This is a genomic window from Rhodococcus sp. 05-2254-2, from assembly GCF_002259095.1.
Classification (GTDB): Bacteria; Actinomycetota; Actinomycetes; order Mycobacteriales; family Mycobacteriaceae; genus Rhodococcoides.
The window spans coordinates 45,288-70,904 of the sequence record NZ_NOZJ01000001.1; the positions used below are offsets into that span (position 1 = coordinate 45,288).

General features: G+C 65.6%; 25 protein-coding genes. 11 read left to right on the top strand and 14 right to left on the bottom strand.

The features are described 5' to 3' along the window. From CH283_RS00215 to CH283_RS00225, 3 genes are read right to left on the bottom strand one after another with little or no spacing between them, the layout of a single operon-like run. Positions 1-933 (bottom strand): VOC family protein, encoded by a 933-nt coding sequence (locus CH283_RS00215; protein WP_094638649.1) that lies wholly within the window; start codon positions 931-933, stop codon positions 1-3. A 1-nt stretch (position 934) separates the two neighbouring features. Next, entirely contained in the window at positions 935-1,438 is a 504-nt protein-coding gene (locus tag CH283_RS00220; protein WP_176460167.1) for a DUF3237 domain-containing protein, read from the bottom strand. A 1-nt stretch (position 1,439) separates the two neighbouring features. Beyond that, positions 1,440-3,026, bottom strand: a complete 1,587-nt coding sequence (locus CH283_RS00225; RefSeq protein ID WP_094648534.1) for an MFS transporter — start codon at positions 3,024-3,026, stop codon at positions 1,440-1,442. A gap of 147 nt (positions 3,027-3,173) precedes the next feature. On the opposite strand from CH283_RS00225, the gene CH283_RS00230 reads away from it, so the two are divergent. From CH283_RS00230 to CH283_RS00245, 4 genes are read left to right on the top strand one after another with little or no spacing between them, the layout of a single operon-like run. Beyond that, complete coding sequence (locus CH283_RS00230) at positions 3,174-3,959, top strand: IclR family transcriptional regulator (protein ID WP_094638652.1); 786 nt, start codon at positions 3,174-3,176, stop codon at positions 3,957-3,959. A 59-nt stretch (positions 3,960-4,018) separates the two neighbouring features. Beyond that, positions 4,019-5,650, top strand: coding sequence for an FAD-dependent monooxygenase (locus CH283_RS00235; RefSeq protein WP_255183029.1), 1,632 nt, complete (start codon positions 4,019-4,021; stop codon positions 5,648-5,650). Further along, positions 5,643-7,166, top strand: a complete 1,524-nt coding sequence (locus tag CH283_RS00240; RefSeq protein ID WP_094638653.1) for a carotenoid oxygenase family protein — start codon at positions 5,643-5,645, stop codon at positions 7,164-7,166. The genes CH283_RS00235 and CH283_RS00240 overlap by 8 nt, the downstream gene beginning before the upstream one ends. 39 nt (positions 7,167-7,205) lie before the next feature. After that, positions 7,206-8,657 (top strand): aldehyde dehydrogenase family protein, encoded by a 1,452-nt coding sequence (locus tag CH283_RS00245; RefSeq protein WP_094638654.1) that lies wholly within the window; start codon positions 7,206-7,208, stop codon positions 8,655-8,657. 33 nt (positions 8,658-8,690) lie between these two features. Here CH283_RS00245 and CH283_RS00250 read toward each other — a convergent pair whose 3' ends face one another. Next, complete coding sequence (locus CH283_RS00250; protein ID WP_068284000.1) at positions 8,691-9,002, bottom strand: hypothetical protein; 312 nt, start codon at positions 9,000-9,002, stop codon at positions 8,691-8,693. Between the two features lie 83 nt (positions 9,003-9,085). Beyond that, on the bottom strand, positions 9,086-9,619 hold the full coding sequence (locus CH283_RS00255; protein WP_068054245.1) for a CGNR zinc finger domain-containing protein: 534 nt from the start codon (positions 9,617-9,619) through the stop codon (positions 9,086-9,088). 39 nt (positions 9,620-9,658) lie between these two features. Between CH283_RS00255 and CH283_RS00260 the strand changes: the two genes are divergently transcribed. After that, the gene (locus CH283_RS00260; RefSeq protein ID WP_068054252.1) at positions 9,659-10,660 is read left to right on the top strand and encodes an EamA family transporter; all 1,002 of its coding nucleotides are present in this window, start codon (positions 9,659-9,661) and stop codon (positions 10,658-10,660) included. Positions 10,661-10,683: 23 nt separating this feature from the next. Here the strand turns inward: CH283_RS00260 and CH283_RS00265 are convergent, their stop codons facing one another. Further along, on the bottom strand, positions 10,684-11,328 hold the full coding sequence (locus CH283_RS00265; protein ID WP_068054255.1) for a TetR/AcrR family transcriptional regulator: 645 nt from the start codon (positions 11,326-11,328) through the stop codon (positions 10,684-10,686). A 73-nt stretch (positions 11,329-11,401) separates the two neighbouring features. Between CH283_RS00265 and CH283_RS00270 the strand changes: the two genes are divergently transcribed. Genes CH283_RS00270 through CH283_RS00280 form a run of 3 tightly spaced genes read left to right on the top strand, consistent with a single transcriptional unit; the run spans position 11,402 to position 14,484 of the window. Then, on the top strand, positions 11,402-12,268 hold the full coding sequence (locus tag CH283_RS00270; RefSeq protein WP_094638655.1) for an SDR family oxidoreductase: 867 nt from the start codon (positions 11,402-11,404) through the stop codon (positions 12,266-12,268). A 26-nt stretch (positions 12,269-12,294) separates the two neighbouring features. Beyond that, positions 12,295-13,785 (top strand): flavin-containing monooxygenase, encoded by a 1,491-nt coding sequence (locus CH283_RS00275; RefSeq protein ID WP_094638656.1) that lies wholly within the window; start codon positions 12,295-12,297, stop codon positions 13,783-13,785. Between the two features lie 39 nt (positions 13,786-13,824). Then, entirely contained in the window at positions 13,825-14,484 is a 660-nt protein-coding gene (locus tag CH283_RS00280) for an NADPH-dependent F420 reductase (protein WP_094638657.1), read from the top strand. A gap of 46 nt (positions 14,485-14,530) precedes the next feature. On the opposite strand, the gene CH283_RS00285 is transcribed toward CH283_RS00280, so the two are convergent. From CH283_RS00285 to CH283_RS00305, 5 genes are all read right to left on the bottom strand, one after another. Beyond that, complete coding sequence (locus tag CH283_RS00285) at positions 14,531-14,812, bottom strand: protealysin inhibitor emfourin (RefSeq protein ID WP_082899002.1); 282 nt, start codon at positions 14,810-14,812, stop codon at positions 14,531-14,533. 10 nt (positions 14,813-14,822) lie between these two features. Beyond that, positions 14,823-15,911 (bottom strand): M4 family metallopeptidase, encoded by a 1,089-nt coding sequence (locus tag CH283_RS00290; RefSeq protein WP_094638658.1) that lies wholly within the window; start codon positions 15,909-15,911, stop codon positions 14,823-14,825. Between the two features lie 87 nt (positions 15,912-15,998). Continuing rightward, a complete protein-coding gene (gene surE / locus CH283_RS00295; RefSeq protein WP_068054267.1) occupies positions 15,999-16,748 on the bottom strand; it encodes a 5'/3'-nucleotidase SurE in 750 nt (249 codons plus the stop codon). Then, entirely contained in the window at positions 16,745-17,698 is a 954-nt protein-coding gene (locus CH283_RS00300; protein WP_068054270.1) for a 1-phosphofructokinase family hexose kinase, read from the bottom strand. Before CH283_RS00300 ends, surE begins: the two co-directional genes overlap by 4 nt. 55 nt (positions 17,699-17,753) lie before the next feature. Beyond that, on the bottom strand, positions 17,754-19,427 hold the full coding sequence (locus tag CH283_RS00305; protein ID WP_068054273.1) for a phospholipase D family protein: 1,674 nt from the start codon (positions 19,425-19,427) through the stop codon (positions 17,754-17,756). A gap of 54 nt (positions 19,428-19,481) precedes the next feature. Here CH283_RS00305 and CH283_RS00310 point away from each other — a divergent pair, with 54 nt between their 5' ends. Then, complete coding sequence (locus CH283_RS00310) at positions 19,482-20,330, top strand: aldo/keto reductase (RefSeq protein ID WP_094638659.1); 849 nt, start codon at positions 19,482-19,484, stop codon at positions 20,328-20,330. 56 nt (positions 20,331-20,386) lie between these two features. On the opposite strand, the gene CH283_RS00315 is transcribed toward CH283_RS00310, so the two are convergent. Together CH283_RS00315 and CH283_RS00320 are read right to left on the bottom strand one after the other, a co-directional pair. Beyond that, the gene (locus CH283_RS00315) at positions 20,387-21,025 is read right to left on the bottom strand and encodes a 3-oxoacid CoA-transferase subunit B (RefSeq protein WP_094638660.1); all 639 of its coding nucleotides are present in this window, start codon (positions 21,023-21,025) and stop codon (positions 20,387-20,389) included. Continuing rightward, positions 21,022-21,783, bottom strand: coding sequence for a CoA transferase subunit A (locus CH283_RS00320; protein ID WP_094638661.1), 762 nt, complete (start codon positions 21,781-21,783; stop codon positions 21,022-21,024). The genes CH283_RS00315 and CH283_RS00320 overlap by 4 nt, the downstream gene beginning before the upstream one ends. Before the next feature lie 143 nt (positions 21,784-21,926). Here CH283_RS00320 and CH283_RS00325 point away from each other — a divergent pair, with 143 nt between their 5' ends. Further along, positions 21,927-22,700, top strand: a complete 774-nt coding sequence (locus CH283_RS00325) for an IclR family transcriptional regulator (RefSeq protein WP_176460168.1) — start codon at positions 21,927-21,929, stop codon at positions 22,698-22,700. Here the strand turns inward: CH283_RS00325 and CH283_RS00330 are convergent. After that, the gene (locus CH283_RS00330; RefSeq protein WP_068053513.1) at positions 22,697-22,966 is read right to left on the bottom strand and encodes a hypothetical protein; all 270 of its coding nucleotides are present in this window, start codon (positions 22,964-22,966) and stop codon (positions 22,697-22,699) included. The two genes, CH283_RS00325 and CH283_RS00330, sit on opposite strands and share 4 nt — an antisense overlap. Positions 22,967-23,108: 142 nt before the next feature. On the opposite strand from CH283_RS00330, the gene CH283_RS00335 reads away from it, so the two are divergent. Next, positions 23,109-25,589, top strand: a complete 2,481-nt coding sequence (locus tag CH283_RS00335) for an HNH endonuclease signature motif containing protein (RefSeq protein ID WP_094653723.1) — start codon at positions 23,109-23,111, stop codon at positions 25,587-25,589. Positions 25,590-25,617 lie beyond the last annotated feature (28 nt).

The window sequence follows — 25,617 nt, forward strand, 5'->3', positions numbered from 1 at the left end:
TCAGATCTCGCTCTCACTCGTCTTGCGCCAGCTCGCCAGTTGTCCGCCCCACAGATTCACCGACGCGGGTACCGGACGCCACTGCCGCGTCACGTACGTGGCTCGGTCGTCGTGGAACTTCTCCATCTCGGCCGAGAGCTCGATGTGGTTGCCGGCGGGATCGTCGAAGAAGACGAACAGGTTGTTGCCGGGGCCGTGACGGCCCGGGCCCCAGACGACGTCGACGCCGATCTCGGTGAGGCGATCGCACCAGGACTTGAAGTCCTCCCACTCGGCGAGGTCGTAGGAGTAGTGGTCGAGATTGCCGGGGTTGCCGTTCTCGACGACGGCCAGGGTGTGGTGATCGCGGTCGCTGCGTAACCACGCGAACTTGCCGTCCTCGAGCTGATCGGAGATGCGGAACCCGACGGTGTCGACGAAGAACGAGACCATCTGCGCCACGTTGTCGGTGCCGAGAGTGGTGTGCTGGAACTTGATCGGGCGTCGTCCCGGATCGGCAGCGTTCTCACCCTGGCGCGCGACCGGCCCGTGGAAATGCACCGTCGTGCCGTCGGGGTCGGTCACCGAGATGCCCGACGGTACGCCGACGGCATGGTCGATCACGGACGGATCCAGATCCGCGACATCGTGGCCTGCGTCCTTCAGTCGCGCGGTGATTCCGGCGATACCGTCGGAGTCGCGGACTTCGAAGCCGTAGTGAGACAGTCCTTTCGGACCTTCGGTCAGATCGAGAACATGGTGTCCGAGGCCCCAGCCGAGGCGCAGGCCGCCGCTCGCGAGTTCCTCCTGCACCGTCAGACCGACGGTGCGGCCGTAGAAGTCGGCGGTGGCGGCGACGTCGGGAACGGTGAAACCGATGTGCGAGACGGCTGTCTGTCGCAGCGTGCCCACAGCACCACCTTCCTGCAGTGTGTTCCTGGTCGGAGTGGTCATGTCAGTGATCCGCCTTTCGGGGCGTCGATGGGGTGGGAACGGGGGCGTCGGTGTAGACGGTGATCCGAACCCGGTCGCCGCGGCTCGGGGGCAAGAGGTGTCCGACGAACACGCTGTGGTTCAACCAGTTCCACTCTTGGTCGGCCACTTCGAATCGAGGGTTGGTCGAGCAGTACCAGCGGTCGACGTCGGCACCGCCGCCGGCGAAGATGCGGTCCATGGTGGCGTCGTCCTGGGTGCCCCAGCCCTCGTTGGTGACCATGATGGGCACGTTGTCGTCGGTGACGATCGTGTAGCGAGCCCACAGATGGGTGATGCCGTCGGCACGCACGAGGTTCCAGTCCGCACCGCCGGGCAGGATCGTTCCGGATCCGGCCGGTCCGTGGAATCGACCGCCGGTGATCGGGATGACTCGACGCATTCCGTGCGGGGTCGGCCCGATGAGCACCGGGGGAGCCAGCTCGACGTCGAGGGTGAAGACGTGATTCAGAGTGGGCGTGGACATCTCACTCACCTGCCGGCAGCAGTCGCCCGGCCACAGGTGACGCTGCCGCATCGATCGGGGCCGCATCGAGGCCCTTCGGGGCTCCGCCGGGGATGACGAGGGCGATGAGCGCAGCCAGGACGGTGGCCCCGGCACAGACGTAGATGCCCATGTCGAGTCCGGTTTCGAGAGCCGTCCGAGCAAGGGGTGCAACGAGATCCGAGATCGGGCCGAGGTCGGCGTTGGCCACCGCCAGCGGTCCGCCCTGTTCGGCGACGCCGGAGGCCACGCCCACCGCCTCGGGAGGGAGGGAACCGTCGGACAGGTTGGAGGTGAGGGTGGCTCCGGCAACTCCGAAGGCCACGGCGCTGACGATCGCGGGGCCGAGGCTCTGGCCGGTTTCGCGAACGAGACTGGTGACCGCGCTTGCCATTCCGGCGTAGTCGATGGCGACGGCTCCGACGGCGACGGCCGTCAGTGCGGTGAACATGGTGATGAATCCGGTGCCGAGCAGCAGGATCGGGCCGGTCATGGCGAGCAGTGAGGTGGAGTCGCCCGGTAGCTGAGCCATCCATATCTGACCGATGGCCAGTGCCGAAAGCCCGGTGACCAACAGGGTGCGGGCCGCGACGCGCATCAACAGGCGCGGGAGCAACGGAGTGAGGAGCAGCGGTACGGCTTGGATGAGGGCGAACGGTAGAGCTGCCTGCAGCGGGCTGACGTGCAGGATCGCTTCGAGTTTCACGCTGAGTGCGTAGGCGGTTCCGATGAACCCGAACATCGCGAGCAAACCGATCAGGGCGGCCGCCGCGAAGGCGGGCGTACGGAAGAGCGCGAGGTTCAGCATCGGGGTGCGGGCTCGCTGCTCGCTGATGACGAACGCGACGAACGACGCTACGGCGAGAACGAAAGTGCCCACGATGACGGGGCTCGAGTAGCCGTCCACGGAGCCCTGGATCACCGCGTACAGCAGCGCAAGCAAAGCGACGGCGATGGTGATCTGGCCGGGCCAGTCGAGTCCGCGTCCGGCGGGATGACGCGAGTCGACGATCACCGCGGCGCTGACGGCTGCGGTGACGAGACCCAGCACGGCGGGAATGGCGAACGACCAGCCCCAGCTGAAGTGTTCGGCGGCGAAGCCGCTGATCAGCGGGGCGATCATGGCACCGAACGCCAGGCTGACCGCCCAGAGAGACAGGGCGCGGGCTCGTTCCTGACGTTCCGGGGTTGCCGAGACCAGCATGGCCAGTGACGTGGGAAAGATTGCGGCAGCGCCGAGTCCGGCGATGGCCTGCCCGGCGATCAGCTGCGTCAGAGTTCCCGACGTTCCGGCGACGACGTCTCCGACGAAGACGAGCACGCCGCCCCAGACGAGCAGCCTCTTGCGGCCGAACATGTCGCCCAGCACGCCGAAGTTGAGCTCGAGGATGGCGGTGGGAAGGATGAACGCGGCCGGGATCCAGGCCAGCGCCGCAGCGCTCGCTCCGAGGTCGCGTTGGATCACTCCGAGAATGGGCGCTGCGAGCGAGACGCCCATCTGGGCGACGCCGATCGCGAGGCAGCAGGCGATGAGCGTGCCGCGATCCAGCGTGTGTTGGGTGGGTTTCATGAGTTCCTCGTCCAGAGGCCGTGTCCTGTAAAGCAGGACTTCTGTTGTCTAATACAGGACAGTGTTCATGGCCTGGATCACAGCTGTCAAGAGTGTTGGTTCGTTTGATGACACTGCAGTCCTGATAATCAGAACTATGATGGCGACATGGCTTCGGAAACGAGTGGATACAGAGAACGCAACAGCACGGCCGACCGCGCGCTGATCATCCTGGGCATGTTCACCGAGGATCGCCTGCAGATCAGCGCGAACGATGTCGCCGAGGCTCTCGGCAGTGCCCGCTCCACGGCATATCGATATCTGCAGACATTGGTCGGCGCATCGTTTCTCGAGGAAGCCCCCAACGGCGGGTTTCGGTTGGGTGTCGCGGTACTCGAACTTGCTCGATTGGCCCGGCGCGGTTACGGATTGACGACGATCGCCCAACCGGTGATGCGGGAATTGGCGGACGAGGTGGGCGAAACGGTGTTGCTCACCAGGCTCGTCGACGACACGGCAGTGTGCATCGAGCGGTGTGAGGGAGCCAAGCAACTGGTGCGCCTGAGCTACGAGCGGGGGAGTCGGCTGCCCATCAATGCCGGCGCGTCGGCGCTGACGCTGTTGGCCTGGTTGCCGGAGAAGGAAATCCGCTCGATTCTGGGTCGTCACGAGCTGCAACGCTTCACCGATCGAACGTTGACCGACGTCGATCGCCTCGTCGATCGCCTCGAGCGGATCCGCACCACCGGCTACGGCCTGACCGTCGCCGAGGTCGATCCGGATGCGATGGGAATCGCCGCACCGATCTTCGACGAGTCCGGTTCGGTGGCAGCGGCATTGAGCATCGTCGCGATCAGGCGTCGAGTCCCGGAGGACCGGACCGACGTGCTCGTCACCGCAGTGCGGGCCGCGGCGCAGACGCTGTCGACGAGATTGGCCGTCGTCAGTTCGTAGCGTGTCCTATTTTGTGGGACAGCATTCCTATTTAACGTGATGCACGCTACGTTGGTGGTGTGGATACGAGATTCGACACCCTCTACGACGTAGCGATCTGCGGCGCCGGTCCGGTCGGGATGACCACGGGCCTGCTGCTCGCTGCACGAGGGCTCCGTGTCGTCGTTCTCGAGCGGCGCTCGACGACGAGCGACGAACCCAAAGCGATCAGCATCGACGACGAGGCGCTGCGCACCTATCAGCAGGCAGGTGTGATCGACAGAATCCTGCCGATCGTCGTGCCCGGCACCGGAACCCGCTACTACGGACTCGACGACGAACCGCTGTTCCACGGCGGCGCGGAGAGCGCCTACCGATTGGGCTACCCGTTCAAGAACCCGTTCGCGCAACCGGACCTCGAGCGTGTGCTGGCCGAAGCGCTGCACACGGCGCGCAATGTCACCGTTCGGTTCGACACCGAGGTCACGTCGATCGTGCAGGACGCGGACGCCGTGGCCATCGAAGCGGGCGGACGCACGGTGCGAGCCCGCTACCTCCTCGGTTGCGACGGCGGACGATCGACCGTCCGAAACCTGCTCGGTATCGGGATGATCGGACGCAGCCACCCGGAATTGTGGTTGGTGGTCGACACGCTCGGCGACCCGCACATAGAGCGCTACGGCATGCACCACGCCGATCCGAGCAGGCCGCACGTGGTGGTGCCGGGTCTCGGTGGCCGCTGTCGATACGAATTCCGCCTGTTCGAGGGGGAGGGTACGGCCACCGACGCGCCGCCGTTCGAGCTCATCGAGAAACTCGTCTCGCGCTACCGGCCGATCACACCCGCCCAGGTCGAACGAGCCGTCAACTATCGATTCCACGGCCTCGTGGCCGATCGATGGCAATTGGGGCGCTGCTTCCTGCTCGGCGACGCCGCACACATGATGCCGCCGTTCGCCGGTCAGGGTCTGAACTCCGGCATTCGTGACGCCGCGAACCTGACGTGGAAGTTGGCCGGCGCGCTCGACGGTTGCCTGCATGAAAGTGTGCTGGCCACATACCAATCCGAGCGCGGCCCGCACGCCGCCGCGGTTGTTCGCGCGTCCGAGCGGTTGGGTCGCGTGGTGATGACGACCAACCCTCGCATCGCGGCCAGGCGCGACGAGTTGGTCCGGGCCGCACTGGCCACCGAGAACGGGCGACGCTGGTTCGAGACCATGGCCTATCGTCCGCCGTACCGATTCGCCGACGGGCTCGTGCTCCCGGGTGACGACACCGGGAGCGTCATCGGGCAGCCCCGGGCCTTCGACTCGGCGACCCGAACCATCCGCCCGCTCGACGAGATACTCGGAACCGGTTGGGCGCTGGTGGGAGTCGACGTGCACGACACGGCGGAATGGGCGCACGCACGTGATATCGGGCGCGGCCTACACGCCGTCGAGGTCGCCGTGCCCACCGATCGCACGGTGCCGAGAATCGACGGCATCAACGTTCTACTCGACGTCGACGGCGGTCTGGACGACGAGATGCGGACGTACACCGGAAGATTCGTGCTCATCCGGCCCGACCGCTTCGTTGCGGCCGCGTGGCATCCGCACGACGGTGACGACGTTCGAGCTGCAGTGAGAGCCGCGGTGGCGTCGTGGATCGGAACTTCGGCGAGTCCTTCCGAACTGTCCTACATCGAGACGAAAGGCATCAGCTATGCGTGAACTTCCCACCCCGCTGCCGACGACAGTGGTCCGCCGCACCGCGCCCCCGACTCCGCGGCACGAGGCGGACGTCGACTGGAACACGTCCAACAAGTTTCTCAACGGGCCGTTCGCGCCGTGGCACGAGGAGACCGAGGCGTTCGACCTCGAGGTCATCGGGAAACTCCCCGACGATCTCGCCGGCGCGCTGTTCCGAGTGGCCGACAATCCACGCTTCGAGCCACTCGACACCGACCGCTACCACTGGTGGGAGGGCGATGGCGGCGTCGCGGGCACCTACATCCGCGACGGTAAGGCGTCGTTCCGGATGAAGTGGGTGCACACCGACACCATGAAGATCGAGGTGGAGGCCGGGGAAGCGCTGTACAGCGGTTTCGTCAACGGCTCCGGCAAGGCCAAGCGAGATCTGCCCGCGGGCGCGCCGCCGTCCAAGAGCGTCGCCAATACCAACGTCGGGCTGTTCGCCGACCATCTGCTGGTGTACTACGAAGGCGGACTTCCGCATTCGATGCACCCCGAAACTCTCGATACGCAGGGCACGTACAACTTCGGTGGTGCACTCGACATCCTGTGCACGGCGCACTACAAGATCGAACCGTCGACCGGAAACATGCTGTTCTACTCGGCCATCGGGCCGAGACTGACGTGGTACGAGGCCGATACCAACGGCACCGTCGTCGATTCCTTCGGTTTCGACATGGGGTGCCCGGCAATGGTTCACGATTACATCGTGAGCGAACACCTCGCGATCTTCCTCATCTCGCCCAACCAGTTTCGCCTCGACCGCATCATGGAGGGGCGACCCGGCGTGCTCTGGGACGAATCGGCGACGCCGAACGGCAGTAGGTTCGCCGTGCTCGACCGTCGCACCCATGAGGTGAGCTGGTACGACACCGGCCTGATGCTGGCCCCGACGCACTTCTTCAACGCGCACGAAACCGCCACAGGAATCGTGGTGGATCTGCACGTCATCGCGCGTCTGGGCAATCCGGCCGACGACTCGGACGAGCCGATCGACTCGCACTCCTGGTTTCCATCCGCGATGGCCTGGCGGTTCGTGCTCGATACCGCGACCGGGACGACCACCCAGCACATGCACAGCGGGATCGCGGGTGAATTCCCGAAGATCAACGACGCGTGGCTGGGCAAAGAGAATCGCTTCGGCTACTTCGCCACCACCCGAGATCTGTCTCCGCTGACTCTGACGGATGGGCTTGCGCGCCATGACTTCTCCACCGGCCAGACGATCGTGCTCGAAGGGCCCGACGGATTGACCAGCCCCAGCGAACCGGTCTTCGTCCAGCGTCGAGGAGCGAGCGGCGAGAACGACGGATATCTGCTGACCCTGTGGTGGAATCCGGCGACCGGACTCTCCGAGCTGCTGGTGCACGAGGCCGACGCGTTCACCCGCGAACCTCTCGCGCGGGTGAAGCTTCCCGTCCGAGTTCCGTTCGCGTTCCACGGATCCTGGGCCGAGGCCGAGGTGCTCGACGCAGCGATCGCAGCCCAGCGGTAACGAAGAAAAGAACACCGAGAATGAAAGAGCAGGACTGACATGGCGAACACACTGGCGTGGACGGCGAAGATATTCGACGGCGGATGGCTGGACGGCGGCGGTGGAACCCTCGACGTGACGGCTCCTGCCGACGGGGCCCTCGTGGCCACCGTCGGTGCTGCGGACGTCGCGGACCTCGATCGAGCTGTCGCTAAAGCTGCACGTGCGCAGCAAGAATGGGCCGCCAAGCCCTACCCGGAGCGAGCATCGGTCATGACGAAGGCTGCAGCGATTCTCGAGCAGAACCCCGAGCGTCTGACGCGGTGGCTGATTCCCGAATCGGGATCCAGCCACGGCAAGGCAGGGGCCGAAGTCGGCTTGGTCCTTGCCGAACTGACCGAGGCGGCCACGTTGGCGTCCCAGCCCTACGGGCAGGTCCTGCGCAGCGCGAAGTCCCGGTTCTCGGTAGGGCGATACGTTCCGATGGGCGTCATCGGCGTGATCAGTCCGTTCAACTTCCCGGCGGTATTGTCGATGCGGTCGGTCGCGCCAGCTCTGGCCGTCGGCAATGCCGTAGTGCTCAAACCCGATCCACGAACTCCGATTTCGGGTGGGCTGGTCCTGGCCGAGATTCTCGCCGAGGCCGGCCTGCCGGACGGTCTGTTGCACGTACTGCCCTCGGGTGCCGACGTGGGAGCGGCGCTCGTCTCGCACCCCGACGTGCCGTGCATCTCCTTCACCGGATCCACCGCGGCCGGCCGCCGAATCGCGGAAGCCGCTGCGCCGTTGCTCAAGAAGGTCCACCTCGAGCTCGGCGGGAACAACGCATTCCTCGTGCTGCCCGATGCAGACATCGAGGCCGCCGCGTCGGCGGGTGCGTGGGGATCGTTCCTGCACCAGGGGCAGATCTGCATGGCGTCGGGTCGGCACCTCGTTCCCGAGCATCTCGCCGAGCAGTACACGGCGGAACTCGCGAAGATCGCCGCGCGCATCACCGTCGGAGATCCGACCGACCCGTCGAATGCGTTGGGGCCCATCATCGACGAGAACCAGCTGAAGCGAGTCGACAGCATCGTGCAGGCCACGGTGACGGCCGGTGCCGAACTGGCTGCAGGCGGAACCTTCGACGGGCTCTACTACCGACCGACCGTGCTCGGTAACGTGCCGAAGGATTCACCCGCGTTCACCGACGAGATCTTCGGTCCGGTCGCACCCATCACCACGTACCGCACCGTGGACGAGGCCATCGACATCGTCAATTCCTCGGAATACGGTCTGTCCGTTGCGATCGTCACCGCAAATCCGTTCGCGGCGTACGAGCTGGCGGACCGAATTCGTTCCGGCGCAGTGCACATCAACGATCAGACGATCGACGACGAGGCCGTCGCGCCGTTCGGCGGCGTCAAGGCCTCGGGTTCCGGTGGACACTTCGGCACCACCGTCAACCTCGATACGTTCTGCGATCTGCAGTGGGTCACGATGCAGTCGGACGTTCAGAAGTATCCGTTCTGACCGACCCCGCCGGGCGAACCCGCACCGATCGCGCTACTCGCGGTGCGGGGTTCGCTCACCCGTATTCGGGTCGACGTCGAACAGCTGGTCGGTGTTGTCCGGGGCGTAGACGACGGTGTTCGTTTCGAGGGCTCGTCGTCGAGCGCCGTCGCGAATCGCGAGGAATCCGGCACCGAACAACACGATCACGGCGATTCCGGCGACGATCGCCCAACCCTCGAAGCCGCCCGCCAATGCGGCGATCAGACCGCCTGCGGCGGCGATACCGGCGAAGATCAAGATGACGGCCAGCATGTTCTCGACAGCTCTGGCCCAGCTCGTTTTGGTAGGCCTTTTCTCGACCATAAGGGCAATTCCTTTCGATCAGCTCGGAGCGGGGGATACCCGAAAGCCGACCGATTAAGCCCCGCACTGCCCAGTGGCCGTCGTCACTGAGCCTTGCGCGCGCGGTATGCGGCAACGGCCGCTCGGTTCCCGCAGGTAGTGCTGCAGAACCGGCGGGACCGGTTGCGCGAGAGGTCGAGGACCAGCCCGTTGCAGTCCGGATCCGCGCAGACGTCGAAGCGCGAGAGCTCGTCCGCTCGGATGACGTCGATCATGGACATCGCGGTCTCGACGACGATGCGGGTCGCGAGCGGACTGTCGTCGGCGACGGCATGGATGTGCCAGTCGAGATCTCCGTGACGAACCAGTCTGGGCAGGGCCGAGGATTCGGCGAGCAGCCGGTTCACCTCGACCACGGCGTCGTCTCGGCTGCTGGTGAGCAGCGCGCGCAGGGTCGGGCGCAGTGCTCTCACGGCCTCGAGCTCGGCGTCGTCGCCGTCGAAGCGGCCGGAGTAGCCCTGTTCGGTGAAGAACTCGGCGAGCTGCTCTCGGGTGGTCAGCGTGTCCGGCTCCTCGGCGGAATTGATCAACGCCACGGCCGCCAACAGTGACAGTTCCGCGTCATGAGCAAAAAGCATGTTGACACCTTACCAAGTCGGTCCCTACTGTCACATGTCATGACGGCTTACACTCATGACGCGAATGCGGATCTCGCGGCCACCCACGATGCTGCCGCGCGGTCGCGTCGACTCTCGGGACTCGGTTTCGCGCTGCTCTCCGCGGCGTCCTTCGGGCTTTCCGGCTCACTCGCCACGGGCCTGCTCGACGCAGGCTGGACGGCCGGGGCGGCGGTGACCGCGCGAATTCTGCTCGCCGCAGCCGTCCTGCTGATTCCGTCGATCCTCGCGTTGCGCGGGCGGTGGAACCTGCTGGCGAAGAACTGGAAGCTGCTCCTCGCCTACGGTGCCTTCGCGGTGGCAGGGTGTCAGCTCGCCTTCTTCAACGCCGTCGGACGCATGGAGGTGGGTGTCGCGCTGCTGATCGAGTTCACCTCGCCTGTGGCCGTCATCGGGTGGATGTGGTTCCGGCACCAGCAGCGTCCCGGTCGCCTGACCGTGGTGGGCGCACTGCTGGCCGCAATGGGTCTGGTGCTCGTGCTCGATCTGATCTCCGGTGCGGACGTGGACTCGGTCGGCGTGCTGTGGGCGCTGGGCTCGATGGTCGGTGCGGCCGTGTACTGGGTGCTGTCGGCGGACGAGAGCAACGGCCTCCCGCCGATCGTGCTCGCCGGAGCCGGTCTGCTGACGGGTGGGCTCATCCTGCTGGTCGCCGGTCTCATCGGGATCGTCCCGTTCGCTGCTCCGCTCACCGACGTCACCTTCGTCGATGCGGTCGTTCCGTGGTGGGTGCCGATCATCGGCCTCGGCGTCGTGACCGCCGCGCTGGCCTACGTTCTCGGCATCGCGGCGGGCCGACGCCTCGGGTCGCGGTTGGCGTCGTTCATGGGTCTGATGGAGGTCGTTGCGGCCTTGGTGTTCGCGTGGCTGCTGCTCGGGCAGGCACCGGCACCGGTCCAATTGGCCGGTGGCGCACTGGTTCTGCTCGGCGTGGTCGTCGTCAAATCAGGAGAACGCGCCACTGCGGACGAGCCGGTGGAGCCGTTGCAGAGTAGGCCGTGAGCCTGTAGGTCCTACATCGCAGCTCAGCTGTCGACGCGTCCGAACACCACGGCGGCGAGGATGGTGTGGGCGCTGGCGATCACCGAGTCCAGCGGTTCGCGTTCGGGAGAGAGCAGCCATTGTTGGGCGATGGTGAGGACCGCGCCCACCAGGCCCATCGCCAGTGTTCGACGGTTGGGCCCGGCGAGCCCGCGGCTGGATCCGGCGGCCTCGGCCACCTGCAGCACCGTCTCGGAGAACGAGGTCGTCGTCTTGCGGTAGAGCGCGTCGACGGTGGGCGAGACTCCGAGAATCTCGACGAAGGCGATGCGCGCGGATTCAGGATTCTCGGCGACGAACGTGAAGAAGCCGGTGAGAGCTCCCCGGAGAACCTGCTCGGTGGAGTCGGCCTCGGCCTGCGCACCGGCCAGGATGTTCTCGCGCATGGCGTCGGTCGCTCGGCCGTAGGCGGCCATGAGCAAGTCCTCGCTGTTGGAGAAGGACTCGTAGAAGTAGCGCTTGGTCAGCCCGGCCTCGCTGCACACCTTCTCGACGGTTGCCGTCCGGTAGCCGGTGGTGCCGAAGACCTTCACGGCGGCGTCGAGCAGGCGAATTCGACGCTCCTGCTGCCGCTGCTGCGGGTCGGCGCCTCGGTAGGTACGGCCGGGTTCGCTGTGATGGGTAGTCACAGACAGATCTTGACACCGCTCGGTATCAGATGCAAAGTGTTCGCAGACAAGCATTCCGATCGAGGGGGAGCAGATGGCGGCGTCGACGCTGCGGAACAAGGTCGTTCTGATTACCGGAGCGGCACGGGGAATCGGTGCCGCAACGGCACGTGCGCTGGCGGGCCGAGGTGCCCAGCTGGTTCTCGTCGACGTCGACGAGGCACCCCTCCTGGAACTCGCAACCCAGCTGAAAGCAGCGGCATTCGTTGCCGACGTGCGGAATCTCGACGACATGCAGCGCGCCGTCGACGGGGGAATCGAGGCGTACGGCGGCATCGATCTGGTGCTGGCGAACGCAGGCATCGCCAGCTACGGATCGATCATGCAGGTCGATCCCGCCACGTTCCAACGCGTCATGGACATCAACGTGATGGGCGTGTTCAACACCGTCCGCGCGGCCCTACCTTCGCTCATCGAGCGCAACGGCTACGTACTCGTCGTCTCCTCGCTCGCGGCGTTCACCCCGTGCCCCGGCCTGGCCGCGTACAACGCCAGTAAGGCTGCGGCAGAACACTTTGCGAACGCCCTCCGGCTCGAGGTCAACTATCGAGGTGTCGATGTCGGCTCTGCGCACATGGCATGGATCGACACACCGATGGTGCAGGACGCCAAGTCCGATCTCACCGCATTCCAGGATCTGCTCGCGGTGCTGCCCGGCCCGCTGGGTAAGACGATGACCGTCGAGCAGTGCGTCGACGCGTTCGTCGACGGCCTGGCCAAGCGCAAGCGGCGCGTCTACGTGCCGCGGTGGGTGGGCGCAGCGTCGTGGTTCAAGGCCGTCATCACCTCGCGGGTCGGTGATCGCAGCATGCTCGAGCACGTGCCGACGATCCTGCCGAAGATGGACGAAGAAGTAGCCCGCCTCGGCAGGTCCGAGAGCGCTCGCAACAAGACCAGCTGACACCGGACATCGAAGGAATCGCTGACATGACTGCCGTACTGCCCTCTCCCGAGGTCGACGTTCTCATCATCGGTGCCGGCCTGTCCGGGATCGGGGCCGCGCGCCACCTCGGGCACGATCTGCCCGGTAAGACCTACGCCATCCTCGAAAGTCGCGGCGCGATCGGGGGAACGTGGGATCTGTTCCGCTACCCCGGGATTCGCTCCGACTCCGACATGTACACCCTCGGATACAGCTTCAAGCCGTGGATGGGTGAGAAATCCATCGCCGACGGCACCGACATCCGCAACTACATCGTCGAAACCGCGCAGGAAGCGGGTGTCGACAAGCACATCCGGTTCCATCACAAGGTCGTCGCGCTCGAGTGGTCGTCCGAACAGCAGTTCTGGACGGTGACCGCGCACCGTACCGATACCGACGAAACAGTCACGATCACCGCGTCGTTCGTGTTCTCCTGCAGTGGCTACTACAACTACGACAAGGGATTCACCCCCGAGTTCGCCGGGCAGGAGAATTTCGGCGGCCAGGTGATCCACCCGCAGCACTGGCCCGAGGATCTGGACTACTCCGGCAAGAAGATCGTCGTGATCGGTAGCGGTGCAACGGCAATCACGTTGGCTCCCAACCTGGCTCGCGACGCCGAGCACGTCACGCTGCTGCAGCGCTCGCCCAGCTACGTCCTCTCGCTTCCGTCACAGGATCCGATTGCGCAGACGCTACGTAAGCGGCTGCCGAAGAAGTTGGCGTACAGCGTCACTCGGCTCAAGAACGTGTCGATGGCCATGTTGATCTACACGCTGAGCCAGAAGTACCCGGAGTTCATGAAGAAGCGGATCCGGACGATGCAGGAGGGGTGGTTGCCGAAGGGATTCGACCTCGACACCCACTTCACCCCGTCCTACAACCCGTGGGATCAGCGCCTGTGCCTGGTGCCCGACAACGATCTGTTCCGTTCGATTCGCAAGGACGAAGTCTCGATCGTCACCGATCACATCGACACGTTCACCGAGACCGGCCTGAAGCTGAAGTCGGGCCAGCACCTCGACGCCGATATCGTCGTCACCGCAACGGGATTGAACCTTTCCGCTCTCGGCGGTGCGCAGTTCCGGGTCGACGGCAAGGATGTCGACCTGCCCAGCACCATGGCCTACAAGGGCATGATGCTCACCGGTATCCCCAACTTCGCCTTCGTCGTCGGTTACACCAACGCCTCGTGGACGCTCAAGGCCGACATGGTCTCGAACTACGTGATGCGACTGCTGGCGCACATGGACGAGAAGGGCTACAGCACAGTCGAGCTCGAACGCGACCCGTCGATCGACGAGGAACCGTTCCTCGATTTCGCGGCGGGGTACGTGCTGCGGGCGGTGGACAACTTCCCGAGACAGGGCAGCGAGACCCCGTGGAAGCTGCGCATGAACTACTTCCGCGACCTGCCGGTGCTGCGCTACGGCAAGGTGGTGGACAAGGCCATGAAGTTCGGTCGTCCCCGGGGTAAGGTCTCCGTCGGATCCTGACGGGAATTGTTCGGGGTCGGGCGTGCGTTGGTTCCGAGTATGAAAATTGGAATCATCGGAAGCGGATTCATCGGCGGTACTCTCGTCCGTCGCCTGACGGCACTCGGTCACGAGGTTCGGTTCTCCAACTCACGTGACCCGGAGACCCTGGCAGACCTGGCGGCCGACACCGGGGCGACGGCAGTGTGGGCCGCCGACGCGGCTCAGGACGCAGACCTGGTGATTCTGAGCATTCCGCAGAAGAACGTGCCGGATCTGGCACCGGGGGTTGCCGGTGCCCGTAAGCCCGGGGCACCGATCATCGAGACCAACAACTACTACCCGCAGCAGCGGGACGGGCTGATCGAGGAGATCGAGGGTGGTACACCCGAAAGTGTGTGGGTGTCTCAGCAACTCGGCGAGCCGGTGATCAAGGCGTTCAACGGAATCTACTGGAAGCACCTGTTGGAAAAGGGTGTGCCCAGCGGTACCAGCGACCGTATCGCACTGCCGATCGCAGGCGACGACGAGGATTCCAAGAAGCTCGTGTTCTCGGTGATCGACGAGCTCGGATTCGACCCCGTCGACGGCGGCACCCTCGCCCAGTCGTGGCGTCAGCAGCCGGGAACGCCCTCGTACGGCAAGGACTTCGGAGTCGACGCCCTCGTCGAGGCACTGGGGCAGGCGACCGAAGAACGCAGTGCGGAGTGGAAGGCCTGAGCTCGGTTCCTCCTGCTCCCGACACGACAGCTACCTGACGCGACAGCTACTTGACGCGGCCCTCGCGGAGAGTGCGCTCCGCGAGGTCGCGTAGTGGTCCGGTCAGGTTCGAATCGCCGACGCGGCACGAGTGCTCACCCACCGACACGTTCCAGACGAACGTGTCGCGGGCATTCGAGTCGGCCGAGTCGGTGGCCTGCTGATCGGCGATGTACGGCTGCGCGGCCTCGACCAACGACTGCCATTCCGGCTCGTCGGTCTCGACTACTCCGCGCTTGGACATACCGGCGACACCGCCGGTTCGCAGTACCTCGATGCGCAGGCTCATTTGCCCTCGATCACACCCGATCGTCGCTCGGCCTCGGTATGGACTCGATCCCTGTTGTCCGAACTCCCACGGTAGACCACCCGGTCGACACAGCCTCGGCAACGTCGGAACCGGCTCCGTACCGCTTGTTCGCCGCGGCGAGCGTGGCGGCCGCGAAGCCGGCGAAATCGACCGTAGGAGACAGTCCGCCGACCGTCATCGTGTCGAACCACACCTGCCCGACGCGATCCCAGGCCGGACCGCCCAGCGTGGTGGCGGCGACGGCGAACGCGCGGTTCGGGATACCCGAATTGATGTGCACACCGCCCTCGTCCTCGGTGGTGACGACGAAATCGTCCATGCTGGCCGGCTGCGGATCCTTACCGAGCACGTCGTCGTCGTACGCGGTGCCGGGCTCGAGCAGAGAACGCAACGCTTTCCCCTGAACGGCCGGAAGGAACAGCCCTTCGCCGATCAGCCAGGACGCGTCCTCGGCGTTCTGCCCGGCGGTGTACTGCTCGACCAGTGCGCCGAACACATCGGAGATCGACTCGTTCAGCGCGCCGGCCTGGTCCTTGTATTCGAGCGGGGTGGTGTACTGCGTGAACCCGTGCGCGAGTTCGTGTGCGATGACGCCGAGCGAGACGGTGAATCGAGCGAACACCTCGCCGTCACCGTCGCCGAACACCATGCGCGAGCCGTCCCAGAACGCGTTGTCGTAGTCCTGCCCGTAGTGCACCGTCGCGTCGAGGGGCAGGCCGCTGCCGTCGAGACTCGAGTAGCCGTAGACCTCGTCGAAGAATGCGTACGTGGCCCCGAGACCGTCGTACGCCTCGTCGGTCGCAGCGTCGCCGGTTGCTTCCTCGCCCTCGGCGCGCACCTGCTGGCCGGGGAGATCCCTGGTGGACTTCGCGTCGGAGATCGTGCGTTCGAGCGTGCCGCCGGTGCGCGGAGCGATGGCGGTGCGCGCCTGCACCACCTCGCGTCCCGCACGCATTTCACGATCGGCGAGCAGTGTGGCGCGAGCGCCCGCACCCTGGAGCCTTTCGAGCAGGAACGGTGGAACAACCCCGTGGAAGTGCTGGCTGCGCGATGATCCGGAATCGAGAACTGACGTCATACTCGGTGACCCCCTAGGTCCGTGGCATGTGCGGTGATGGTTTCAGTGTGCCCGAGGGCGCCGACACAGTCGGTCTCGTCGGTGAGATCACGCGCCCATCGTGGACAGGTCGACGCCGTCCACCTCGCTCGGCGGACGAAGCGCAGTGACGGTCGCCCAGTGTCGGGCCAGCAGGGAGGCGTCGGAATCGTCGTCCTCGGCTCGGATCTCGTCGAAGCGAACGGTGACGAAATCCTCCCCGCGATCGCCTATCTCGGCCTGTACCGCGCCGTAGCGGGCGAGCGATGCCGGCACGATCCCCGCCAGATCCGCCAGCGGAACGTCCGGGATGTTGACGTTGACGACGGCGTCGGACGGTCCGTGCGACACCATCCACGTCACCGCGAGGTGTGCGACGTGCTCGGCGGTGTCCCAGTGAGCAGGCTCGGTGGCGATCGACGACAGGGCCATGGCCGGAACTCCATGGGTCAGCGCAGTCAATGCGGCCCCGACGGTGCCCGAATGCAGAACGGCTGCACCGGTGTTGGGGCCGTGGTTGATGCCCGAGAGCACCAGGTCCGGCGCGTCGCCGAAGGCTCCTCGGGTGGCGACGAACGCGATCAGAGCGGGCGACGCCTGCACCGCGTACGCCGGGACATCGGGCAGACCGTCGATCTCCACCGCTGCGACGCCGAGATGATCGTCGACGCCCATGCCGGTCAACGATGCGCTGGCCCCGCTGCGCTCCTCGTGGGGTGCGGCCACGACGACGTCGAGACCGGCGTCGACAGCCACCCGCGCGAGCAGGGCGATGCCCGCGCTGTGCACGCCGTCGTCGTTGGTGATCAGGGCTCTCATTTCTTGCCTGCCTTCTTGTACGGACGAACCTCCACCGATTCGGTCAGGCCGAGAACCAGGTCGCGTCGCCCGCTGCCGAGGCCGCGTCGGGTGACGTTGGCCGTGCCCGCGCCGCCGCCGAGACGCAACGCCTCCGGGACCGACAATCCCTGCGCGAGCCCTGCGGCGATGCCGGCACTCATCGAATCGCCTGCTCCGTGGTGATCGACCATGCGTAGACCCGGCGTGACAATTTCGAGCACGTCGCCGTCCACCAATGCCAGGGCTGGATCTCCGGCCCGCGAGATCACGACGATCTCCGCGCCGTCGTCGTGCATCTTCCGCATCGAGTCGATGAGGTGCGCCGGGTCCTCGGACTCGGCCCGGCCGTCGGCGATGAGGTCCTCGTGGCTGACCTTGAGCACCGTGAGGCCGCCGGCGAGCGCAGCGATCATGGTCGGCCCGGACAGGTCGGCCACCACCGTCTTACCCAGGGCGGTGAGGTCCGCGCACAGCCGCTCGTACACCTCGGGCGGGACGATGTCCTCTTCGTGCGGTCCGCCGAGGATGGCGACGTCGCTGCGGGCACCGGCTGCGAGTGCCGCGCTGAACAGGTCGTCGAGCGCATGCCTGGCCAGGGGCGGCGGGTCGACCGTGGCAAGGATTTCACGCTCACCGCTACGGCGATCGTGCACGTACGAGCCGCTCTCCTGGCCGATGTCGACCGAGACGACGGAGATGCCCTCCCGCTCGACGATGTCGCGCAGAATGCCCCCGATCTCGCCGCCGAACACTCCCGTCAGTGTGACGTCGAGACCGAGCACCGTGGCCATCCGGGCGATCCAGTGGCCCTGACCACCCGCGTGCACGTGCAGTTCGGTGTTGCCGTTGGGAGCTTTGTCGAGGGTCACCGTCAACAGCGGAGACGGAGCGAAGACGAGGGCACTGAGGGATTCGGAGGAGGGAGGCATCGACTGCGAATGCCCGATATGTCAGGACCGAAACGGCTGGTGCTCGGCGATAGCCTCAGAAGCGACGACGCAGACGCATTCCGATCGGGCGGCCGTCGGGATCCACGAACAGGCGATAGGCGAATGCGGCGAGTCGCTGTTGCCACACCGGTGGCACGGAGATCTCGTGTCGGCGAAGCCTGCCGGCAGGGCGCGGGCCCGAGGACGGGTTGTGGTGCCACTCGTCGAGCGCGGTTGCACTTGCCGAGATGGCGTCGAAGAATGCCTGCGGGTCCACCAGATCGGCGTCGTCACCGTCGGCCCGGCCGAGGTGTTCGCGAATCAGTTCCAGGCGCAGGTTGCGGGCGTGGGTTCGGGCACCGTCGCCCAATCCGGCGGGGTCGAGAGGTTCGCGGTCGTCGTGTTCGTCGTCGACGATCGCCGCCGTCAGCTCCGAATCGTGAGTCCAGGAGCGACGATTGAAGTTGTCCGAGCCCACCGCGGTCCACACGTCGTCGATGATGCAGACCTTCGAATGCACGTAAACCGGTATGCCGCGGTCGTTTTCGATGTCGAGAACCAACACGCGATCGCCACCGGCGGCGCGGATGACCTCCAACGCAGCCGAGTGTCCCAGCAGCGCAGACGGAATGGTGAGTGCACTGTCGTCGTCGAGATGCTTGGGAACCACCACCACCAAGCGCAGGTTCGGCTTACGGCGCAGTGCCGCGGCGAAGACGCGTGCGACATCCACCGACCACAGGTACTGGTCCTCGATGTAGATCAGCTCGGTTGCCCGGTTGAGCGCCTTGGCGTATGCCCGTGCCGCGCTGCGCTCGCCCTTGGTGGCGAACGGGTAGGCGGGGCGTCGACGCGGGTAGGTGCGCAACAACTGCACCGAGCACGTGCCCTGCGGTTCCGGCGGTGCAGCCGCAGGCGGCAGTTCCGACGGCTCCCGAGTCACTCCGCGCAGCATGTCGGGGATGGCGTGCCAGGGGAGGCGGGACAGGGCTGCGGGATCCTCCCAGCGCTCGCGGAAGACGTCCTCGACGTCCCGCACCGCGGGTCCCTCCAACTGGACCTGCACGTCGTGCCAGGCCGCGATCTCGCCGTACTCGGGAGGGAAGGGACGGGAGACCGGATCGCCGAAATGATCGGCGTCGTCGCGTCGAGCACGGGCCAGGTCGATGCCGCCCACGAACGCGACGTCGGGCAGATCTTTCCTGCCGTACCGCACCACCACGAACTTCTGGTGGTGGCTTCCGGTGACCAGCACGCGCTGGTCGAGGATCACCTCGCCGCCTGCCTCTTCGAGCTTCATGGCGAGCTTGCGATTCTTCGGGCCGGTGAATCCGAGCGTCTCCATGTGCGAGCGCCACACCATGCCCTTCACGACGCCACCGCGGTGCGCGACGGCCGTGAGCGCGTCCTCGACGGTCACGCCGTCGTCGGTGAGCAGCTGTTCCGGATCTCCGCGCCAATCGGTGAACAGCACCAGGTCGTCGCGCTCGGTGCGGTCGAGGGCTCGGGCGAGTGCGGCGAAATAGGTCTTGCCGTGCACCAGGTTCTCGACGCGGTTGCCCTCGGTCCAGGCGGTGATTCGGGTGTCGTCGTTGCCGCGCTCGACGGCAGTGAGGAACCAGGGGTGCGCCGGATCGAAGTGTCGCTCCGGTGCGATGAGGGCGGAGGTGGATCTGCCGAGGCTCTCGGCGACACCGTCGACGACGCGCCGGATGCGCTGCACTATCACGTTGGCATCATTTCATCCGGTTTGAAGCGCGGGGAGGGCGGGCACCCGAGCGATATGACTCAGGTACCCAACGTCACGCTCAGAAACGGCAAGCAGATCCCGCAGCTCGGCTTCGGCGTGTTCCAGATCGATCCCGAGAAGACTGCGCAGGCCGTCGAGACGGCCCTCGAGATCGGCTACCGCCACATCGACACCGCCGAGATGTACGGCAACGAGAAGCAGGTCGGCGAAGGTATTCGGAACTCGGGTATCGACCGCGACTCGGTGTTCGTCACCAGCAAACTCAACAACGGCTTCCACAAGCCCGACGACGCGCGCAAGGCGTTCGACAAGACGCTCAGTGACCTCGGTACCGACCACGTGGATCTTTTCCTCATCCACTGGCCGCTGCCCACCCGCTACGACGGCGACTTCGTCTCCACCTGGAAGACGCTGGAGGAGTTCGCCGCAGACGGCCGTGCACGCAGCATCGGCGTCTCCAACTTTCAGCCCGCCCACCTCGATCGCCTGGCGGAGGAGACCGAGACGGTCCCCGCGGTGAACCAAATCGAAGTGCACCCGTACTTCGTCAACAACGACGTCTGGGCCTACGGCCGCGAGCATGCGATCCCCACCGAGGCGTGGTCTCCGATCGCCCAGGGCAATGTTCTCGACGACGCGGAATTGAAGCAAATCGCCGACGCGGCAGGCAAATCCGTCGCACAGGTGGTGCTCCGCTGGCACATCCAGCGCGGAAACATCATCTTCCCGAAGTCGGTCACGCCGGAGCGAGTGAAAGCCAATTTCGACATCTTCGACTTCGAGCTCAGCTCGGCAGATGTGGATGCCATCACGGCTCTGGACAAGGGTGAGCAGGGTCGTACCGGACCGAATCCGGACACCTTCGACATGATCCCCGACTGATCACGTAACCCTGTGGGCTCGAACATCTTCGGATGTTCGAGCCCACAGTCGTTCGATCAGTGCTTCAGGGCCGATCCTGTTGCCGCGGTGACCTGCTCGGTGGTCACGCCCGGCGCGAGTTCGACCAGGCCGAGGGTGCCGTCGCCGACGACGTCGATGACGGCGAGGTTGGTGATGATGCGATCGACGACGCCTTGGCCGGTCAGCGGCAGGGTGCAGGCGTCGAGGATTTTCGGGTTACCGTCGCGGTCGGTGTGCTCCATGACGACGATGACGCGCCGGGCGCCGTGTACGAGGTCCATCGCGCCGCCCATGCCTTTGACCATCTTGCCGGGCACCATCCAGTTGGCGAGGTCGCCGGTGCGGGAGACCTGCATGCCGCCGAGTACGGCGGTGTCGATGTGGCCGCCGCGGATCATGCCGAAGCTCAGTGACGAATCGAAGTATGCGGCACCGGGATTGACGGTGACGGTCTCTTTGCCTGCGTTGATGAGGTTGGCGTCGACTTCGTCCTCGGTGGGGTAGGGCCCGGTGCCGAGGATACCGTTCTCCGAGTGCAGGGTGACCTTGACCGCGTCGGTCAGGTATCCCGGGATCAAGGTCGGTAGTCCGATGCCGAGGTTGACGTATTCGCCGTCGACCATCTCCGCTGCGGCGCGTTCGGCAATCTGATCGCGGGTCCATCCTGTGCTCATGCTCGAACTCCTGAACTGACGGTGCGCTTTTCGATGCGCCTGTCCTGTGGGCCGGTGTGTACGACGCGTTGGACGAACACGCCGGGAAGGTGTACGTGGGCCGGGTCGATTTCGCCCGGTTCCACGAGGTTCTCGACCTGGGCGATGGTGATCTTTCCTGCCATCGCGGCGAGGGGGTTGAAGTTCATCGCAGTTTTGTCGAACACGAGATTGCCTGCGGTGTCGCCGATCTCGGCGTGCACGAGTGCGAAGTCGGCGTTGATCGACTCTTCGAGTACGTACCGTTTGTCGCCGAACACTCGGGTCTCTTTGGGTGGGGAGGCGATCGAGACGGAGCCGTCGGTGTCGTAGCGCCAGGGCATTCCGCCGTCGGCGATGGGGCTGCCGACTCCTGCGGGGGTGAAGAATGCGGGGATTCCGGTGCCTCCGGCGCGGAGTCGTTCGGCGAGTGTTCCCTGCGGGGTCAGTTCCACTTCGAGTTCGCCGGCGAGGTACTGCCGGGCGAACTCCTTGTTCTCGCCGACGTAGGAGGCGGTGACGCGGCGGATTCGTCCGGCGGCCAGCAGGATTCCGAGTCCGTAGCCGTCGACGCCGCAGTTGTTGGAGAATACTTCGAGCTCGGTGGCGTCGGTGTTGGCGATGGCCTCGATGAGGGCGTCGGGGATGCCGCACAATCCGAAGCCGCCGACCGCGAGGGTCGCTCCACGGCCGATGTCCGCAACCGCGTCGGCGGCGGACGCGTAGGTCTTTCCAGTCACTTGCAGCTCCTGATGTGTTCGTTGAGCAAACGTTGTAGTCAGTGAACCTGAGCTGTGTATTTCGGTGAAGCGAATGCTGGTATCTGCTCGTTCGGTGAACGGATGTGGACTAGGCGTCCGGTGAGTGGACGTACGATGGCCGGGTGACGACACCGGATGCCAACGCAAGTGTGATCGACAAGATCTGTTCGTTGCTGCGCGCAGCGGGGAGCGAGGAGCCGTCGGGTGCCTCGACCACCGCGCTCGCGCGGGCGACCGGTATCGCGCGACCGACCGCACATCGCCTACTGGCGTCGCTGGCCGACCAAGGATTCGTCGACCGCGACGCGACCGGCAACTGGTCACTGGGTCCGGAGATCTATCTGCTCGGATCGATGGCGGCATTGCGGTACGACATCACCGACCAGGCTCGAAAGATAGTGCAGGCGTTGGCAACCGAGAGTGGAGAGAGCGCGTTCCTCTCGGCCCGGCGCGGTGCGGAGACCGTGTGCCTGCTTCGGGTGGAAGGGAGCTTTCCGTTGCGCTCGCACGTGTTGTACGAGGGCATTCGGCTACCGCTCGGGGTGGCGTCCGCCGGTTTGGCCATTCTCGCGCACCTGCCCGATCGGGAGGTCGACGAGTACCTCGGCGACGTCGACCTGGTGCCGGAGTGGGGCGAGACTCATTCCGCCCCAGCGATTCGGCACCGCGTCGGCCACACTCGGACAACAGGTTTCGCCGTCAATCCAGGTTTGCTCGTGGAAGGCAGCTGGGGTCTGGGTGCTGCTGTGTTCGACCGCGCCGGAGGTCCTGCGTGGGCACTGAGTCTGACGGGCGTCGAGACGCGATTCCGCGACGACCGACGCCGGGAATTGGGCAAGATGCTGCTCGACGCGGCACACCGACTCACCGTGCAACTGGGGGAGCGGCCCGCTTAGCTGTCTAGTTCCTCCAGAATGTCCGCGGCGTCTCGGCTGCCTGCGGCGGCCAATCTCTGCAGCTCGGCGCGGTCGCCACGTTCACCGGCGAGCTCGACGAGAATGTCGACGGCATCGCTGCTGCCTGCGCCGGCGAGAGAGCGGAGTTCTCCGAGGTCGTTGCGCTCGCCTGCGAGTTCGACCAACTGGTCGATGGCATCCTGATCGCCGCCGGCCGCACGCCGGCGTAATTCGATCGGTTCCGACTTCGAATCGGGCTCGCTCATGGAGTGCAGTGTAGAACGATTCCGTGGATAGCGGCAGGTCAGCCTGTGCTTTTTCGGCTCGAGCGTTCTTGTCGGTGGGTCGGGATAGTCTTCATCTTGTTCGAACAGGCGTTCTTGTTTCGGCTCACCGGGGGGTGAAAAAATGGGTGCAATACCGACCGTGTCACTGGAGGCGTTGACCGCTGCCGCGCGTGAGGAGAATCGGCAGGCGGCCCGCAAGATCACCGCCTGCTACCGCGTGCACTGCGACTGGATCACCCGCGACACAAAACACAAGCACTACAGCCGATACGGACGCACCGAAATGGCAGTGGCGTTGGGCTGCTCGGCGACCGTCGCCGAAGCGTACGTCTCCGTCGGCGTCGCCCTGCACACCCGAATGCCGCTGCTACGGGCAGCGTTCGAGGCCGGTGAGATCGACCTCCCCCGCGTGCGGACGGTATGCCGGATCCTCGACAACCTCTCCGACGACATCGTCACCCGCGTCGAAGCCGAGGTCGTCGAGGCGGCGCGGAGATCGTCCCCGGGCCCGCTCGAACAGGCGATCTGGGACATCCTGCTGCGCGTCGCACCCGAGGAAGCCGCCGCGTTGCGGGAGTTCGCGAAGAAATTCCGGACCGTCACCTACAGTCCCGCCGGCGAACTCGCCCGCATCCGAGCCGAGTTGACCGCCCCCGAAGCCGCCGCCGCATGGCAACTCCTCGAAGAGATGGCCGACACCCTCTGCCCGAAAGATCCGCGCGGTAAGAAAGAACGCCTGTGCGATGCATTCATGGCCCGCATGCACGGCGAACCCCGACTGGCATGCCTGTGCCAACGCACCGATTGCCCGAAGAAAGACACAGCGTTGCCGGATCGACGGGTGCCGCTCACGATGATCACCGTCGACATCGCCACCCTCATCGGACTACTCGCCAACCCCGCCTACCTCGCCGGGCATGGTTCCATCGATCCCGACCTCGCGCGAGAGTTGGCACGCAACAGTCACTGGCAGATCCTGCTCACCGAAGCAGTGACACTTGCCGAGAAACTCGGACTCGCCGTGCAGAACCCGGACACCGGGGAATGGGAACGAACCCCGAAAAATCACAAGCAGGAGTCGGACTCAGCGTCGGATCCGGCGAACGACCCGGACATGAAATCTGAGACGAACGCTGCTTCGGGAACAAACGCTACCGAGACTCGCAGCTGGATCGGTAATGACTCGAAAACGGTGACCGAATCCGAATCATGCACGAGTACAGGCACTTCCACCGACGCCGAGACCGACACCGACACGGCGACCGACACCGACACGGCCACCGACGCGGCGACCGACACCGACACGGCCACCGCCACCGCAGCCACCGAATCATCCACGGCACCATCACCCGCCTCCGCGCCCTCGCCGACCGGCGCGACCGCAACGGCCACTGCGCCGGCACCGGCGACAGCAGCGGACTCTGCCGCCGGCAAGGAAACAGATCCCGGCCGTGGCTCCGATCCAGCACAACCACCGCATGCAGCATCGGCCCGAGGTCCGGTCGGCACATCGAGTTCGACACCCGCCCCGACCGGCGAATCACCTCGAACATCGGACGCAGCACAAGCACCTGTGCCGGAGCCGGACCCTGACCCGATGCCGGAGCCCAGCAGTGCATCCGATCGAACCGAAACCCGGACTGCTTCAAATGAACCCGAGGAAATCAGGCCAGTCACACCGGCACCTGGACCAACACCGAAAACAAATCTCGAGCGAGGAACAGCTCGCACGCCGGAAGCGGGGGCAACGACATCACCGGATCTGACGCAGGGCCACGCAGGGGACACCCCTGCCCATCCAGCGGCAGACTCAGCTCCACCTGACCTCGGCGGAGGAGAAGACAGACCACGACGGACCCAATCACTGACGTCCGCTGCAGCCCTGTTCTGCACCCACACCCCCGTCGGCCGGGGCACACAGCACAGCTCTGCCCTCGATCTGGACGACATCAGACATCCCGCCCGCAACATGAGAGCACTCGACCTACGCTCGGCAATCCGCCTGGACAACCGAACGACCCCCACTGCAGGCCACACACCCGCAGGCCGCACACCGTCAGGGCTCTACCTCGGCAACGCATCGCTGGCCGCCGCGCTCGAAGCCGCGATCGCCGCCGACCCCACCCTCGGAAAATCGGTCCCCCGCGACCCGCTCACCGACCGAGCCCTGATCTACCGACCCGACGCCCTCACCACAGCCGCGGTCCGCCTGCGCGACAAACACTGCCGATTCCCTGGCTGCCACCGACCCGCCGCACGCTGCCAACTCGACCACATCGTGGCCTTCGACCACGCCAACCCTCGCGGCGGCGGCTGGACCACCGTCAACAACCTCCAATGCCTCTGCGACTACCACCACTCCGTCAAAACAGCCGGCTACTGGAAGGCCGTCATGCTCCCCGGCGGGGCGATCCTGTGGACATCGACCTCCAAGACCACCCGAATCACCCTGCCCACCAACGGCACAGCCGTACCCATCCTCGGAAACGACCTCAGGCCACACATCCCCACCCGACAGAAACGATCCGGCCACATCGCCTACCCCAACCCACCCGACAATCAACCGCCCGAGACAGACGAAACGGCAGCACCGCCGTTCTAGGCGATGCTGCCGTGGATTCCGGTGCCCG